This window comes from Glutamicibacter arilaitensis Re117, from assembly GCF_000197735.1.
In the GTDB taxonomy this organism is placed as follows: Bacteria; Actinomycetota; Actinomycetes; order Actinomycetales; family Micrococcaceae; genus Glutamicibacter; species Glutamicibacter arilaitensis.
The window spans coordinates 3,488,109-3,501,903 of the sequence record NC_014550.1 but is presented as its reverse complement, the minus strand read 5'-3'; the positions used below and the strand labels follow the sequence as shown (position 1 = coordinate 3,501,903).

Below are 13,795 nucleotides of genomic sequence, written 5' to 3'. Positions count from 1 at the left end.
GGCTCAAGGCTTGAGTACCACCTTGATGCAGGCATCCTGCTTCTTCTGGAAAGTCTCGTACATCTGCGGACCGGCCGAAAGCGGTTGCTCGTGGGTGACCAGGTCATCCAAGCCCAGCGGGTCGCCGGGATCCTCGGCCAGCGGCAGCAGGTGCTCGGTCCAAGAACGGACGTTGCACTGGCCCTGGCGGATCTGGATCTGCTTGTCGAAGAGCTTGAGCATCGGCATCGGGGTGGCGGCGCCTGCATAGACCCCGCTGATCGACAGGGTCCCGCCTCGGCGCACCGCGTCGATGGCCGAATCCAGCACGCTGGTGCGGTCCGCGGAAACATTTTCCATGGCAAGCTGCGCGGCCTTGTCCGGCAGCAGGCCGGTGGCCTGCTGGAACATGGAGGAGACCGGGGAGCCGTGGGCTTCCATGCCCACCGCATCCAGTACGGAGTCAGGTCCCCGGCCGGTGCGCCCGCGCAATTCGCCCACGGTGTCCTTGGTGAAGTTCAAGGTCTTGATGCCGTGGCGTTCGGCCATGGCCCGGCGTTCAGCCACCGGATCGATGCCCAGCACTTCGTAGCCCAGGTAGCGTCCGATGCGCGCTGCCAACTGGCCGACCGGTCCCAGCCCGTACACCGCCAGAGTGCCGTTCTCCGGGACATTGGCGTATTCCACGCCTTGCCATGCAGTTGGCAGGATGTCCGAGAGGAACAGGTAGCGGTGGTCCGGCAGCTCCTGGCCGACCTTCACCGCCCCGTAGTCGGCATGCGGCACGCGCAGGTACTCGGCCTGGCCGCCGGGGACCTGCCCGTAGAGCTCGGAATAGCCGAAGAACTGCGCACCCTTGCCATGCTTGCGCACCTGGGTGGTTTCACACTGGGACTGCAACCCGTGCTCGCACATCCAGCAGTGTCCGCAGGAGATGTTGAACGGAATCACCACGCGGTCGCCCACCGCCAAGTTGGTGATCCCGGAACCGATCTCCTGCACGATGCCCATGGTTTCGTGCCCGAGCACGTCACCGGCATGCATATACGGGCCCAGCAGCTCGTAGAGATGCAGATCCGAGCCGCAGATGGCGGTGGAAGTGACCTTGATGATGATGTCTCCCGGGTCCTGGATCACCGGATCCGGTACATCGCTGTAGCCGATCTTGCGCTTGCCTTGCCATGTCAGTGCCTTCAAAATGCTTCTCCTTCGTTCCTCGTCCGGTAAGGTGACTGCAGATCAGTCGGTGCTGAACTGGTCGGTGTCCACGTTGCTCGGATCCTGCTCTTCGGCCGGCTGCTCGAAAGCATCCGGATGCTCCCCGACAGTGTTCTCTTCTTGGTTCTGTTCTCCATTAAGGTCCTGCTCCGGCTGCGCGCCGGGCTGGCCCGAACCGCTGGGGTGCTGTTCTTCTTTGCGGTCGGTGGAATCCATCGATGGCTCAGCTCCTGGGTTGTTCGGTTGGATGCCCCAGACCATTCCATAACCGGCAAGCGACAACAAGACCGCCGGGGTGGGCATTGCCTGTGAATCTGGAAACCCCGGAATTCCGCGGATCCAGACTGGATGCGAGCTGGTGGATCCTGCGAAGAGGCTGGATGGCCCTGCGGTCTTGGGCCAAGGTGCCTAGGGTGGGTGGCAATGTGGCCCCGGCCGGAACCAACTAGCAGCGAGGCATCCTTGAACATGGAAGAAACCCAAGCGCGCACGGTAGGCGTGATTGCCGATCCTGGCATTGCGCATGCCATGGCCAATAAGGTGAGCCAACGTCTGGAATCGGTGCTGGAGAAGCTGCACGGACACGGTTCCGAATGGAATGTGGAAGTTGCTCCCTTCTCTTTGCCGTTGGGCGAATCAGGACGCGTGGTGCTAAACGACCATGTGCCCAAGCTGCGCCAGAAGCACGGATGGGATTTCATCATCTACCTCACCGATGCGCCGCACTACGTTCAGCGCCGTCCCGTGCGCACCGTCATTTCCCCTGCAGAGGGGTCAGCGGTGCTTTCCATGCCCAGCCTGGGACTGGCCCGTCCGCGCACGGTCGCCAAGGAACTGGCCGAATTGGTCAGGGAACTGGCCACCGGACGCCGGCCTGCTTTGCCGCCCACTCCGCTGGGACGGGCCATGAGCGTGCACGCCAGCAGGCAGGACTTGGAAAACGAGCACAACCGGATCAACAGCATCGAGGGCCTGCGCGGGCGGCTGCTGCTGATCGCCGGGATGGTGCGCAGCAACAGACCATGGAAACTGGTCCCCAGGCTCTCTTCGGCGATGGCCGGCGCAGTGGCCACCGGCGCCTTCGGCGTGTTCTACACCAGCATCTGGTCCATGGCCGACTACCTGCCCAACCGCAGGCTGGTGATGATCACGGTAGCCAGCATCCTGATCCTCACCTTGTGGCTGCTGCTGCATAACCGGCTGTGGGAAAAGCCCAAGGGCCACCGCCGCCGCGAGCGGATCGTGGTTTACAACGTGGCCACAGTGCTCACCGTCGGGTTCGCAGCCACCGCCATGTACCTGCTGATGTTCCTGGCGCTGCTGGCAGGATCACTGATTGTCATTGACCAGGAATACCTTGCCTACCAGCTGCGCCACGACGTCACGCTGGCCGAATACATTAACCTTGCGTGGCTGGCGTCATCGTTGGGCACCATGGGCGGCGCCATCGGATCCAGCTTCGATGAAGTGAAGGAAGTCCAGCGTGCCACCTTCAGCCAGCGCGAATACGAGCGGCGGAATATGGAATTCATCATCAGCAAGGATGACGTTCAGTAATCCTCGGATGAGCGCTTTATTCCAATGCGCCTCCAGCGGTCCGGAACCTGCCCCTGTGCTGGATGCACGGTTGGGGCAGGCTCCCGGTAATGCAGGAGGATCCGTCTACGGCTGGTTCTTGCCGCCGTTCACGTGCACCGTTGAACCGACGACATAGGATGCCTCGTCGCTGGCCAGGAACACATAGGCCGGGGCGAGTTCCACCGGCTGCCCGGCCCGGCCCAGCCAGGTGTCGTGGCCGAACTTCGGCAGCGCCTCGATGGGCTGGCCGTCGGAGGGCTGCAGCGGAGTCCAAATAGGACCGGGCGCCACGGCGTTGACCCGGATGCCCTTCTTCGCTGCCTGGGATGCCAACGATTTGGTGAAGTTGCTGATAGCTCCCTTGGTCGCGGCATAGTCCATCAGATGATCCGAGGGATCAAAAGCCTGGATGGACGTGGTGTTGATGATGGATCCGCCTTCGGGAAGCACCCGCAGTGCCGCCCGGCTCAGGGCGAACATCGCGAAGATGTTCACATCGAAGGTCGCCTCGATCTGTTCATCGCTCAGGTCTTCCAAGGACTCGACGCTGATCTGCTTGCCGGCATTGTTCACCAGGATGTCCAGGCCGTCCAGCGCGGCCACCGCCTCATCAATCAATGAATCGCGGTAGTTGCGGTCGCGCAGGTCCCCGGGCAGCAGGTGCACTTCGACTCCCGCATCTTCCAGGACCCCGGCGATGGCATCTGCATCAGGCTGTTCGGAAGGCAGATAGGCCAAGGCCACCTTGGCGCCTTCCCTCGCGAAGGCGATGGCCACCGCAGCCCCGATGCCCGAATCGCCTCCGGTGATCAGTGCGCGCTTGCCGGTCAGCCGGTCCCTGCCCTTGTAGCTGTGCTCGCCGTGATCCGCCTTGGGCCGCAATTCCTGGTCCAGGCCCGGTTCGGGCTGGCGCTGCTCGGGAGGACTGATCCGTTCCTTGCCGGCGCGCTCTTGCTGCCCGGTGCCCGATGCTCCGTCCGGGGCCGTCTCTTGGCCGGCGGAATGATGGGAATTATTTTCTGCCATGATTTTCCTCCTGCTGTTGCCGGAAGGACGCCGGGGCGGAGCCGCCAGCGGCGTCCAGGATGATTCCAGTGTTCGCCTGAATGCGGCGCAGCTGAATCGCGGACGGCGGTTTTGGCGGCAACGGCCAGCCTTCTTGAGGCAAGGATCCAGCTTCATGCACCGGCAATGGAACTGTGCTAGCGCAGGAGTCTGGGATTCAGCGCAGAGTCTTGTCGCCACCCTGTTGCCGCATCAAGCACCGGGCTACCGTGGTGCGCAGAAGGCCACTATGCCGGCGGAGCGATCGCTGGCCGAGCGCACGGGAGAGGAGAGAAATGGCAGGCAAGGACAGCAGCCGGATCAAGGACGAAGAACTCTACGAGGAACTGCGCGATGAGGGGAACTCCAAGCAGAAGTCCGCACGCATCGCCAATGCCGCTGCCCGCGATGGCCGTTCGGCCGTGGGAAAGCGCGGGGGCAAAGCCGGGGACTACGAGGACTGGAGCGTGCAGCAGCTGCGAGATCGGGCCAGGGAAATCGGTGTCGAAGGCCGATCCAAGATGCGCAAGGCAGAGCTGATCAAGGCCCTGCGGAATTCATAACCCACCGCCCGAGAACAGGAGATCGGTAATGGAAGACCGCAAGAACGAAGAGAACCCGGCCCGCACAGCCGAACCTGGCCAGGAAGTCCAGCCCGGTGACGAGCGCGTAGCCCGTCGAGGCGACATCAAGGAGAACACCGAAGAGCGGTCAGAGGAAAACGAGGACCGCTACGACGCGGGATGAACCCGATCATTTGCGAAAGGAAATGCCATGACTGGAAATCCGGCAAGAGCGCAGCGAAAGCGCCGCCCCGGCATCTGGCTGGTGGTGGTCGGCGGCCTGCTGGCCATCGGCTTCTCCATCTATGCGGTGCTGGCCGCCCCGGACAGCACCTCCGGCCCCATGTGGATTGTTGCCGGATGGGGTGCGCTGGTCTTCCTGTACGGACTGTATCGGGTGATCCGCGGACCTAGCACGCTGGATGATCCGCACGGCGGTACCGACGCCAACGGCAGATAGCGCAGGGACACGAAGGAGCTGGCGGAAAAACTACGTGTTTTCCCGCCAGCTCCTTCATCTTCGCCTTGCCCGGGTAGGAGACACTCTTGGCAGGTGGACGGGCCGGGAACCTGACAACACCCGATTAAGCATGTACCGGGCAGGGGTCCAGCTGGTAATTGGTAGATGACCGACGCAAAGCAATTTGGAAGGACGAGGAACATGGGATTCATTGACAAGGCCAAGGAAGCCATTGCGAACGCGACCGAGCGATTCAAGGATCCGGATCAGGATCTGGTGGAGAAAGCCTGGCCGCTGGGACAGCCCGACGACGAGCACCTTCCGCACGACGATATGGATGCCTCCGAGCTGGAGGATGACCCGCAAGCCGAGGATCCGGCCATCGGCACCGATCCGGATATGGACGTGGATGGCGAAGACCAGTACAGCGATGAGCCCGAGACGCGATAGCCGCAGGGCAAGCCGATTCCAGGAGGCAACCGATGCAAGCCTGCGCTACCTGCCGGAATGGAACTGAACCGCTGTTCTCGATCACCAAAGGCACGCGCACGGGAAACTTACTACAGCTTCGAGTGCGCCATCTTGGGCCACGTGGTGCGCCACGAGCCGCTGGCGTATTGCTGCGTGCATTGCGCGGAATGCGATTGAGCCTTGAGCCAGACATCTTCCACCAGCGACTTCAGCAATCCGGCGCTGCTGCTGATCGACCTGCAAGTCGGCTTCTTCGACGACCCCGCGTTGGCAAGAAGCCGTAAGCAGGTGGCAGCCAACTGCAACCGGCTGGCAGCGGCCGCAAACGCGGCGGGCATTCCGGTGATCAGCGTGCGCACGGTGCACAAGGAAGACAGGTCAACGTGGACCCTGAAGATGCTGGAGGATGGGCAGGGCTACCTGTTCGAGGGAACCAGCAGTGCCGCGTATTTGCCGGAACTGCTGCTGGACGGTGCCATCGAGGTGATCAAGCGCCGGGAGCGCGCCTTTTGGAACACGGGGCTGGGCGATCTGCTGCTGGTCCGGCGGGCCAACTCCCTGGTGATTGCCGGGGTCTCCTCTGATACCTGCATTTCCGCAACGGCAGCGGATGCCTTCGCGGCGAACCTTCCCGTTGCGGTGGCCAGGGATGCAACCGCAAGCGGGGATCCGGATTTCGAATCCTCCACGCTGGAATTCATGCGCAAGCAGCACCGGCAGAAGCTGCTGGAAACCAACCACATAATTTCCCAATGGAAATCGGAAAAGGAGTAATCATGTCACTGAATAATTCGGAATTCGATGATGTGCGCCAGGACCGCGATGCGGATGAACCGATGGATGGGCGAGATGGCCAGCCAGCCCCCGGCACCCCGGATGCACCGCAGGGCGATGGCGGCGAAGACCCGCTGCACGGCGTCCAGCAGATACTGGAGCAGAACGACGAAGAATCACTGGCGCTGAATCCCGAAACCTTGCTGCCCGAGCCTGATGGCAGGCAGGGAGCTGCGGATGAGAGCGAGCTTGCGGCCTACGCCGAAGAGCTGGAACAGGAACCGGACGCCAACCTGCCGGACCAGCGGCAGGACCCCGATCAGCAATAGTCCCCGGAGCATGGGCCACGCCCCCGGTATCCGGCCGGGGCGCAGGCTCATTGCTGGGATTGCGCCTCGTGGGTGAAGAACGAAACCTTGCCGTTTGCTTCCAGGATCGCCAACCGGATGGAATTGTAGTCCTCGATGCCGGCCAGCCGGGCAAGCATGCTCAGCTCATCGAGTCCGATGCGCTCGGCATGCAGGGCCTTGCGGTCGATGCTCCCATCGCGAATCAGCACGATGGGCCGGCCTTGGGTCAACTTGCCGATCTTCGGCCAGCGCATGTTGGCATAGGCCAGGATGGCCGCCAGCAGCACCATGGTGAATGCGGCCAGCAGGTTGCCCAGCAGCGAGCGGTCCTCCATGGTGATGCCTTGCTGCACCAGATCGCCCATGACCACGAAGAGCACCAGTTCGAATGAGGACAGCTCGCCCAAGGTGGAGCGGCCCGCGGCGCGGGTCACCAGCCACAGCACAATGAATGCGATCGCAGCGCGGATGACAATATCCATTTATGGCATCCTCCATGTTCTGATATCGGCAGACAGCGTGGAACCGCCGACTTCCACTGCCACCTGTCCATCGGTTCTCGGAGCCCAGTCATCGGCGGCGCGCCCCTTGAAGTGGAAGACCGCATGGCGCGCTCCTGGCTGCGCGGACAGCTCGAAGTCGACGGCCCTCTGCCGTCCGCTGCTTTGCGACTGCGCTTCGGGAAGCACCGCGAAGTCCTCGAAGAAATCCAAGTACTCCTGTGAGATGGAAATTTCCACCGTTTCGGGCAGCGGTTGCGCAGAAGTGATCGAGATGGCCAGATCCATCTCGTTGCCCGCACGAACAGTGCCAGGGAAATCGATGTCCATCTGCAGCTGGCCGTTGCCAACGGATGCGGAGCGCTCCTGCTCGAAAATCCCGAAGCCCGCCGCGATCACGAGGGCGGCAACCACCGCAAGGGTGATCAGGCTCAGCAGCCTGCGCCACCTGTTGGCACTTTCTGGAACGACGTCGTCCAAGGTGGAGTCGTTGACTTCTGCCTGGAAGATATTGACCATGTGAGCTCCTTCGACCCAATGGATTCGAGACTATCCGCGTCTGTGCACCAGTGGCACTGGCATCGCAGAAGTTCACAGGATTCGAGCAGGATGCGATGCGCGGCCCGGGTCTGCTTTGAATTGCCGCCAAGGTCTTGAACCAGCAGGTGGCCGGTGGCACAGTTGCTGTCGAAAGGGGAGAACCATGAGCGACACAGATATTCTCAGCAACCAGCAGCTGCGTGACTACCTGGAGGAGCTGCCGCATTGGCGCGAAATTCCAGGAGCCATCGCGGCCGTGTTCCAGACCAGGACTTCCGCCGCGGCCATTGAGCTGTTCAGCGATATCGCCGGGGCCGCGGAAATGGATAACCACCACCCGGATGTGGACTGGCGCTATAACCGCCTCTTCGTCTCCACGACCTCCCATGATGCCGGTGGAGCCATCACTGCCCGGGATATCGCGCTGGCTTCCAAGATTTCCGAGCGGGCCGAAGCGTTGGGAGCCAAACCGCGGGTGGACCTGATCGGTGCGGTGGAAATCGGCATCGATACCGATGACCCCGCGGCCATTGCCGCGCAATGGGCTGCCGGGCTGGGGTACAAGGTGCAAGAAGATGGCAGCCTGGCGGACCCGGATCACCGGAAGCCGGCCATCTGGTTCCAGCAGACGGCGACCCCGAATGAGAACCGGCTTCACCTGGATATCTGGAACCCCTATTCCCAAAGCGCAAAGGTGCTGGACGCGCTCAAGGAGCAGGGCGTCGCGATCGATGAGCAGTATGCGCCGGGCTTCTACGTGGCCACGGACCGGCAAGGGAACCGCTTTTGCCTCTGCACCGAAGCGGACCGCTGAGCCAGAAGCCTTGCTTCATGTTCGGGACTGAGTCCCCGCCGATGGACAAGTTGAAGATTGAACCGTAGCCCGAGTGTCCGCCACCCCGGCGGACACCGATGCCAGGGCCTGAGAGGAACGAAAAATGGGTGCCGTACAGGAAATTATCGATTCCCTCCAGGAGCAACTGCCCTGGCAGAGCGAGCTCTACCAGCATTTCCACCGGCATCCCGAGCTGGGACTGGAAGAACATGACACCTCCGCACGGATCGCCTCGGAGCTCGGTGCCCTGGGCTATGAGATCCACAAGATCGGCGGCACCGGAATCGTGGGCGTGCTGGCCAACGGACAAGGACCTGCAGAGCTGGCACGCGCCGACATCCACGCACTGCCGGTCACCGAAAATACCGGGGACTGGACTACTCATCCACGGTCGAAGGCGTGATGCATGCCTGCGGCCACGACATGCACATCGCTACCCTCTTGGGCGCAGCGCGCCTGCTCTCCGAACACAAGGACGCCTGGACCGGAACCCATATCGCGATCTTCCAGCCGCCCGAGGAAACCGCCGCAGGAGCCAAGGCAATGATGGCCGACGGACTGGTGGAGAAGATCCCCAAGCCCGCGGTGGCCTTGGCCCAGCACGTGATGCCGGTGGAAGCCGGGAAAATCGGCACCACCGCAGGGCCGCTCCTCTCCGCCGGGGACAGCCTGCGCATCACCGTCTACGGGCGCGGAGCCCACGGCTCGATGCCGCACAACTCCGTGGACCCGGTGGTGCTGGCCTCATCCATCGTGCTCAAGCTGCAGACTATCGTTTCGCGTGAAACCCGCCCTGGGCAGTTCGCCGTGCTCACCGTGGGCGCAGTGAACGCCGGCAGCACCGCGAACATCATCCCGGACCGGGCCCAGCTGCTGCTGAACATCCGCACCTACGATCCGGCATTGCGCCAGCACGTCATCGACTCCATCGAACGCATCGTGCGCGGCGAATGCGCCGCGGCCGGCTCGCCACAGGAACCGGACTTCGAGTTCTACGACCAGTTCCCGCTGACCAGCAATGACGCGGCGTCCAACGAGAAGGTCACCAAGGCCTTTGAAGAGCATTTCGCCGAGGGGCAGGTCTACCAGGCCGACCCGGCCACCGCCTCGGAAGACTTCAGCACCATTCCCGATGCCTTCGGGGTCCCGTACACCTACTGGACGGTGGGCTGCGCGGATCCGGACGCCTACCGGGCGGCGGTCGCCGAGGGCACCGTTGCCTCGAAGATCCCGGCGAACCACTCGTCATTCTTCGCCCCGGCGATCCATCCGACCCTGGAAACCGGAACCCGCGCCCAGGTGGTGGCCGCCTAGGCCTATCTGGGCCGCGGGGCACTGAACTAGGCAGAACGGTGATGTCCACCGCAAGAGGAGCTGGCGGCAAGTAACCGGCACCTGTCCTGCCGGCAAATACACTGTTTATGATTAACGCCACCATGCCCGGGATCCTGCGGGAATGCGGGTGCCTGCCAGTGATTGATAAAAATCAATCGCAAGGATGATTCAAAGTGTCCAAGGCGAGCGCTAGACTGGCAATCGCTCTTCAATCACGCTGCCCTTAATCCGAAGGTCCAGCATGCCGGAGAGCTTGATGCCAGCGAGGATTTTCCACATGCTTCTCAAGCTCATCTTGAAACACTCCAAGCCGTACATGGGGTGGATCATTGCCGTAGTCATTTTGCAGCTGGCCACCACCGTGGCCACGCTGTACCTGCCCAGCCTGAACGCCAAGATCATCGATGTCGGCGTGGTCAAAGCCGATATCGACTACATCTGGCGTACCGGCGGACTGATGCTGGTGGTAGCCCTCATCCAGGTAGCCACCGCGGTAGCAGCCGTCTACTTCGGAGCCAAAACCGCCATGAGCGTGGGACGCGACATCCGCCAGTCGGTCTTCGAAAAGGTCTCGACCTTCTCAGCCCAGGACGTGAACAAGTTCGGCGCCGCTACCTTGATCACCCGCGGCACCAACGACGTGCAGCAGATCCAGATGCTCACCCTGATGGCGCTGAACTTCATGATCACCGCGCCGATCATGTCCATCGGCGGCGTGATCATGGCCATCCGCGAAGATCCCGGACTGTCCTGGCTCGTTTGGGTTTCGGTACCGCTGGTGCTCATTGTCGTGGGCCTGCTGGTCATCAAGCTCATGCCGCTGTTCCGCGATATGCAGACCCGCATCGACGGGATCAACGGCGTGCTGCGCGAGCAGATCACCGGCATCCGCGTGGTGCGCGCCTTCGTGCGCGAAGAGCATGAGACCCAACGCTATGCCGATGCCAACCAGAAACTGACCGACCTCGGTGTCAAGGTCGGCAACCTGTTCGTGCTGATGTTCCCGGCGATCACCATGATCCTGCACCTGTCCACCGCCGCCGTGCTGTGGTTCGGCGGGCACCGGGTGGATAACAACCAGGTGGAGGTCGGCGCGCTGACCGCCTTCCTGCAGTACCTGCTGCAGATCCTGATGGCGGTCATGATGGGTACCTTCATGGCCATGATGATTCCCCGTGCCATGGTTTCGGCCGACCGCATCTCCGAGGTGCTCGACAGCGAGCCGAGCATGCTCGATGCCGCCGAACGGCAGATCGCGCTGCCCACCCCGGGCACCGTGGAATTCAAGAACGTCAGCTTCGGATACCCCGGCGCCGAGGCGCCGGTGCTGAACGATATCTCCTTCACCGCCAAGCCGGGGCAGACCACTGCCATCATCGGCTCCACCGGTGCCGGCAAGACCACCTTGCTGAACCTGATCCCGCGGCTCTATGACGCCACCGAAGGCGAAATCCTGATTGGCGGGGTGCCGCTGGCCGAACTGGGACGCGACACCATTTCGCGCAATATCTCCGCGGTTCCGCAACGCCCCTACCTGTTCTCCGGAACCATCGGCAGCAACCTGCGCTTTGGCGCCCAGAATGCCACCGAGGAGGAGCTGTGGGAGGCGCTGAAGGTAGCGCAGGCCGACGGGTTCGTCGCCGAACGCGAGGGCCAATTGGATTCCAAGATCTCGCAGGGCGGCACCAACGTCTCCGGCGGCCAGCGCCAGCGCTTGTGCATCGCCCGGGCCCTGGCCGCCAAGCCGAGCACCTATCTCTTCGATGATTCCTTCTCGGCACTGGATGTGAACACCGATGCCAGGCTGCGTGCGGCCCTGGCCGAACCGACCAAGGACGCCGCGGTGATCATCGTGGCCCAGCGCGTATCGACCATTACCGGTGCGGACCAGATCCTGGTCCTGGACCATGGCGAAATCGTGGCCCGGGGTACCCACGAGCAACTGCTCGAAACCTCGGAAACCTATCAGGAAATCGTGGCATCCCAGCTGAGCGTGGAGGAGGTGGCCTAAATGGCGAAGAAGCAGAAGAATATCGATCCGGAACAGCTCGAAAGCGAGCTTGCGGACGTCAACGAATTCGATGCCGCGGCGGGAGCCGACGACTGGAGCGGCGGCGCCCCGGTGCGCAAGGCCGAGCATTTCTGGCCATCGGCCAAGCGCCTGGTCGGGCTGATGTCCCCGTACAAGCTGGGCATGGTCCTGGTGTTCGCGCTGATCACCGTGTACGTGGTGCTCTCGGTGATCGCACCGCGGATCCTGGGCAAGGCCATGGACGTGATCTTCGCCGGGCTGATCGGCAAGAACATCCCGGCCGGCACGCCGGCGGAGCTGGTGATCCAGCAGCTGCGCGACTCCGGGCAGGGAACCCAGGCCGACATGCTCTCCAAGGTGGACTTCGTCCCCGGGCAGGGCATCGACTTCACCCAGCTTTCGCAGTACATCCTGATTGTGCTCTCCATGTACTTCGTCGCCTCGCTCTTCTCGTGGGCCTCGGGCTGGCTGCTGAACAAGCTGGTCATGCGCGTGGTCTACAACTTGCGCAAGGACGTCGAGGACAAGATCAACAAGTTGCCGCTGAACTACTTCGATACGCGCCAGCGCGGGGATCTGCTCTCGCGCGTGACCAACGACGTGGACAACATCCAGAATGCGCTGCAGCAGGCGCTGAGCCAGCTGGTCTCCTCGGCCATGACCGTTATCGGCATCGTGATCATGATGTTCGTGGTCTCCTGGCAGATGGCGCTGATCGCGCTGGTGGCCCTGCCGCTGTCCGCGGCTGCCGCGGGCATCATCGGCACCCGGGCGCAGAAGCTGTTCACTGCGCAGTGGAAGAACACCGGAGCGCTTAACGGCCAGATCGAGGAATCCTTCTCCGGCCACGAGCTGATGAAGGTCTTCGGCCGCGAAGAAGACATGGTGGAACGCTTCACCGTGCGCAACGAGGAGCTGTACAGGGCCAGCTTCGGCGCCCAGTTCGTCTCGGGCATGATCATGCCGGTAATGAACTTCGTGTCCTACCTGGCCTACGTGGGCATCGCCGTAGTGGGCGGGCTGCGCGTGGCTTCGGGCACCATGAGCCTGGGCGATGCAACCGCGTTCATCCAGTACTCCCGAGAGTTCACCCAGCCGCTGGGGCAGATTGCGGGCGTAGCGAACATGCTGCAGTCCGGCGTGGCTTCGGCCGAGCGCACCTTCGAGCTGCTGGATGCCGAGGAGCAGGATCCGGATGACGCGAAGGAGACCTTGCCTGTCCGTGCCGACGGTCATGTCTCCTTCCAGAACGTGTCTTTCTCCTACAGCCCGGACAAGCCGCTGATTGAGGACCTGTCCTTCGACGCGGATCCGGGGCATACGGTAGCCATTGTGGGACCTACCGGGGCTGGCAAGACCACCCTGGTGAATCTGGTGATGCGCTTCTACGAGTTGAACTCCGGGAAGATCATGCTCGATAACCGGGACATCACTGCGCTGTCCCGTGCCGACCTCCGTTCCAAGGTGGGCATGGTGCTGCAGGATGCATGGCTCTTTGGCGGAACGATCATGGAAAATATCCGCTACGGACGCCTGGATGCCACCGATGAGGAAGTGATCGAAGCAGCCAATGCGACCTTCGTGGACCGCTTCGTCAGGGCCTTGCCAGATGGCTACGACACCATCATCGACGAAGAAGGAACAAACGTATCGGCCGGTGAGAAGCAGCTGATCACCATTGCCCGTGCATTCGTCGCCAACCCGTCGCTGTTGATCCTCGATGAAGCGACCAGCTCGGTGGATACCCGTACCGAGGTGCTGGTGCAGCAGGCCATGGCCGCGTTGCGCAGCGACAGGACCAGCTTCGTGATTGCCCACCGGCTCTCGACGATTCGCGATGCCGACACCATTTTGGTGATGGAATCGGGCAAGATCGTCGAGCAGGGCAACCATGAGAAGCTGCTTGAATCCCGCGGTGCGTACTACCGGTTGTACCAGTCGCAGTTCGCCGGTCCGGCTGAGGACGTGGATGCGAATCCCGATACTGCAGCGGTAGCCGCAGTAACCGGCGGCATGCCGCTAGCCGATGCTCCTGGGGCCAACGATCCGGATCAGCCACTGACGAGCTAAATCCAGGCGAGCAACACCAATGCCGCAGCACGAAGAAGACCTCTTC

General features: G+C 62.5%; 17 protein-coding genes. 12 read left to right on the top strand and 5 right to left on the bottom strand.

The features are described from left to right. Nucleotides 1-3 precede the first annotated feature (3 nt). Together AARI_RS16755 and AARI_RS16750 are read right to left on the bottom strand one after the other, a co-directional pair. Nucleotides 4-1,176 carry an alcohol dehydrogenase catalytic domain-containing protein gene (locus tag AARI_RS16755; protein ID WP_013350430.1) on the bottom strand — a complete coding sequence of 391 codons (1,173 nt, stop codon included), beginning with the start codon at nucleotides 1,174-1,176 and terminating at the stop codon, nucleotides 4-6. 42 nt (nucleotides 1,177-1,218) lie between these two features. Further along, nucleotides 1,219-1,500, bottom strand: coding sequence for a hypothetical protein (locus AARI_RS16750; RefSeq protein ID WP_013350429.1), 282 nt, complete (start codon nucleotides 1,498-1,500; stop codon nucleotides 1,219-1,221). A gap of 165 nt (nucleotides 1,501-1,665) precedes the next feature. Here AARI_RS16750 and AARI_RS16745 point away from each other — a divergent pair, with 165 nt between their 5' ends. Then, the gene (locus tag AARI_RS16745) at nucleotides 1,666-2,754 is read left to right on the top strand and encodes a hypothetical protein (RefSeq protein WP_049862685.1); all 1,089 of its coding nucleotides are present in this window, start codon (nucleotides 1,666-1,668) and stop codon (nucleotides 2,752-2,754) included. A gap of 105 nt (nucleotides 2,755-2,859) precedes the next feature. On the opposite strand, the gene AARI_RS16740 is transcribed toward AARI_RS16745, so the two are convergent. Further along, nucleotides 2,860-3,801, bottom strand: coding sequence for an SDR family oxidoreductase (locus tag AARI_RS16740; protein WP_013350427.1), 942 nt, complete (start codon nucleotides 3,799-3,801; stop codon nucleotides 2,860-2,862). A gap of 314 nt (nucleotides 3,802-4,115) precedes the next feature. Between AARI_RS16740 and AARI_RS16735 the strand changes: the two genes are divergently transcribed. The 6 genes from AARI_RS16735 (at nucleotide 4,116) to AARI_RS16715 (ending at nucleotide 6,416) form a co-directional block, all read left to right on the top strand. Continuing rightward, a complete protein-coding gene (locus AARI_RS16735; RefSeq protein ID WP_013350426.1) occupies nucleotides 4,116-4,382 on the top strand; it encodes a DUF7218 family protein in 267 nt (88 codons plus the stop codon). Nucleotides 4,383-4,410: 28 nt separating this feature from the next. After that, nucleotides 4,411-4,566, top strand: coding sequence for a hypothetical protein (locus AARI_RS19805; RefSeq protein WP_013350425.1), 156 nt, complete (start codon nucleotides 4,411-4,413; stop codon nucleotides 4,564-4,566). A 27-nt stretch (nucleotides 4,567-4,593) separates the two neighbouring features. Beyond that, a complete protein-coding gene (locus AARI_RS16730; RefSeq protein WP_013350424.1) occupies nucleotides 4,594-4,842 on the top strand; it encodes a hypothetical protein in 249 nt (82 codons plus the stop codon). A 201-nt stretch (nucleotides 4,843-5,043) separates the two neighbouring features. Beyond that, the gene (locus AARI_RS16725; RefSeq protein WP_013350423.1) at nucleotides 5,044-5,292 is read left to right on the top strand and encodes a hypothetical protein; all 249 of its coding nucleotides are present in this window, start codon (nucleotides 5,044-5,046) and stop codon (nucleotides 5,290-5,292) included. Nucleotides 5,293-5,493: 201 nt separating this feature from the next. Beyond that, nucleotides 5,494-6,087 carry a cysteine hydrolase family protein gene (locus AARI_RS16720; RefSeq protein WP_013350422.1) on the top strand — a complete coding sequence of 198 codons (594 nt, stop codon included), beginning with the start codon at nucleotides 5,494-5,496 and terminating at the stop codon, nucleotides 6,085-6,087. A gap of 2 nt (nucleotides 6,088-6,089) precedes the next feature. Continuing rightward, the gene (locus tag AARI_RS16715; protein ID WP_013350421.1) at nucleotides 6,090-6,416 is read left to right on the top strand and encodes a hypothetical protein; all 327 of its coding nucleotides are present in this window, start codon (nucleotides 6,090-6,092) and stop codon (nucleotides 6,414-6,416) included. 47 nt (nucleotides 6,417-6,463) lie between these two features. On the opposite strand, the gene AARI_RS16710 is transcribed toward AARI_RS16715, so the two are convergent. Continuing rightward, nucleotides 6,464-6,919, bottom strand: a complete 456-nt coding sequence (locus tag AARI_RS16710; protein WP_013350420.1) for a DUF421 domain-containing protein — start codon at nucleotides 6,917-6,919, stop codon at nucleotides 6,464-6,466. Further along, on the bottom strand, nucleotides 6,920-7,456 hold the full coding sequence (locus AARI_RS16705; RefSeq protein ID WP_013350419.1) for a hypothetical protein: 537 nt from the start codon (nucleotides 7,454-7,456) through the stop codon (nucleotides 6,920-6,922). A gap of 184 nt (nucleotides 7,457-7,640) precedes the next feature. Here AARI_RS16705 and AARI_RS16700 point away from each other — a divergent pair, with 184 nt between their 5' ends. The 5 genes from AARI_RS16700 to AARI_RS16685 all read left to right on the top strand — a co-directional run bounded on the left by AARI_RS16700 (nucleotide 7,641) and on the right by AARI_RS16685 (nucleotide 13,749). Beyond that, on the top strand, nucleotides 7,641-8,291 hold the full coding sequence (locus tag AARI_RS16700) for a 4a-hydroxytetrahydrobiopterin dehydratase (protein WP_013350418.1): 651 nt from the start codon (nucleotides 7,641-7,643) through the stop codon (nucleotides 8,289-8,291). A gap of 124 nt (nucleotides 8,292-8,415) precedes the next feature. Continuing rightward, nucleotides 8,416-8,715, top strand: a complete 300-nt coding sequence (locus AARI_RS20375) for a zinc-binding metallopeptidase family protein (RefSeq protein WP_322786090.1) — start codon at nucleotides 8,416-8,418, stop codon at nucleotides 8,713-8,715. 20 nt (nucleotides 8,716-8,735) lie between these two features. After that, a complete protein-coding gene (locus AARI_RS16695) occupies nucleotides 8,736-9,626 on the top strand; it encodes an amidohydrolase (RefSeq protein ID WP_322786089.1) in 891 nt (296 codons plus the stop codon). A gap of 298 nt (nucleotides 9,627-9,924) precedes the next feature. Continuing rightward, a complete protein-coding gene (locus tag AARI_RS16690) occupies nucleotides 9,925-11,658 on the top strand; it encodes an ABC transporter ATP-binding protein (protein ID WP_013350417.1) in 1,734 nt (577 codons plus the stop codon). Further along, a complete protein-coding gene (locus tag AARI_RS16685) occupies nucleotides 11,659-13,749 on the top strand; it encodes an ABC transporter ATP-binding protein (RefSeq protein ID WP_013350416.1) in 2,091 nt (696 codons plus the stop codon). The last annotated feature ends 46 nt before the right edge of the window (nucleotides 13,750-13,795 follow it).

What these genes read in the sequence shown, in the direction of transcription:
- AARI_RS16750 (WP_013350429.1), bottom strand. Translation starts at nt 1,500, where the DNA reads ATGCCCACCCCGGCGGTCTTGTTGTCGCTTGCCGGTTATGGAATGGTC.
- AARI_RS16745 (WP_049862685.1), top strand. Translation starts at nt 1,666, where the DNA reads ATGGAAGAAACCCAAGCGCGCACGGTAGGCGTGATTGCCGATCCTGGC.
- AARI_RS16740 (WP_013350427.1), bottom strand. Translation starts at nt 3,801, where the DNA reads ATGGCAGAAAATAATTCCCATCATTCCGCCGGCCAAGAGACGGCCCCG.
- AARI_RS16735 (WP_013350426.1), top strand. Translation starts at nt 4,116, where the DNA reads ATGGCAGGCAAGGACAGCAGCCGGATCAAGGACGAAGAACTCTACGAG.
- AARI_RS19805 (WP_013350425.1), top strand. Translation starts at nt 4,411, where the DNA reads ATGGAAGACCGCAAGAACGAAGAGAACCCGGCCCGCACAGCCGAACCT.
- AARI_RS16730 (WP_013350424.1), top strand. Translation starts at nt 4,594, where the DNA reads ATGACTGGAAATCCGGCAAGAGCGCAGCGAAAGCGCCGCCCCGGCATC.
- AARI_RS16725 (WP_013350423.1), top strand. Translation starts at nt 5,044, where the DNA reads ATGGGATTCATTGACAAGGCCAAGGAAGCCATTGCGAACGCGACCGAG.
- AARI_RS16715 (WP_013350421.1), top strand. Translation starts at nt 6,090, where the DNA reads ATGTCACTGAATAATTCGGAATTCGATGATGTGCGCCAGGACCGCGAT.
- AARI_RS16710 (WP_013350420.1), bottom strand. Translation starts at nt 6,919, where the DNA reads ATGGATATTGTCATCCGCGCTGCGATCGCATTCATTGTGCTGTGGCTG.
- AARI_RS16705 (WP_013350419.1), bottom strand. Translation starts at nt 7,456, where the DNA reads ATGGTCAATATCTTCCAGGCAGAAGTCAACGACTCCACCTTGGACGAC.
- AARI_RS16700 (WP_013350418.1), top strand. Translation starts at nt 7,641, where the DNA reads ATGAGCGACACAGATATTCTCAGCAACCAGCAGCTGCGTGACTACCTG.
- AARI_RS20375 (WP_322786090.1), top strand. Translation starts at nt 8,416, where the DNA reads ATGGGTGCCGTACAGGAAATTATCGATTCCCTCCAGGAGCAACTGCCC.
- AARI_RS16695 (WP_322786089.1), top strand. Translation starts at nt 8,736, where the DNA reads ATGCACATCGCTACCCTCTTGGGCGCAGCGCGCCTGCTCTCCGAACAC.
- AARI_RS16690 (WP_013350417.1), top strand. Translation starts at nt 9,925, where the DNA reads ATGCTTCTCAAGCTCATCTTGAAACACTCCAAGCCGTACATGGGGTGG.
- AARI_RS16685 (WP_013350416.1), top strand. Translation starts at nt 11,659, where the DNA reads ATGGCGAAGAAGCAGAAGAATATCGATCCGGAACAGCTCGAAAGCGAG.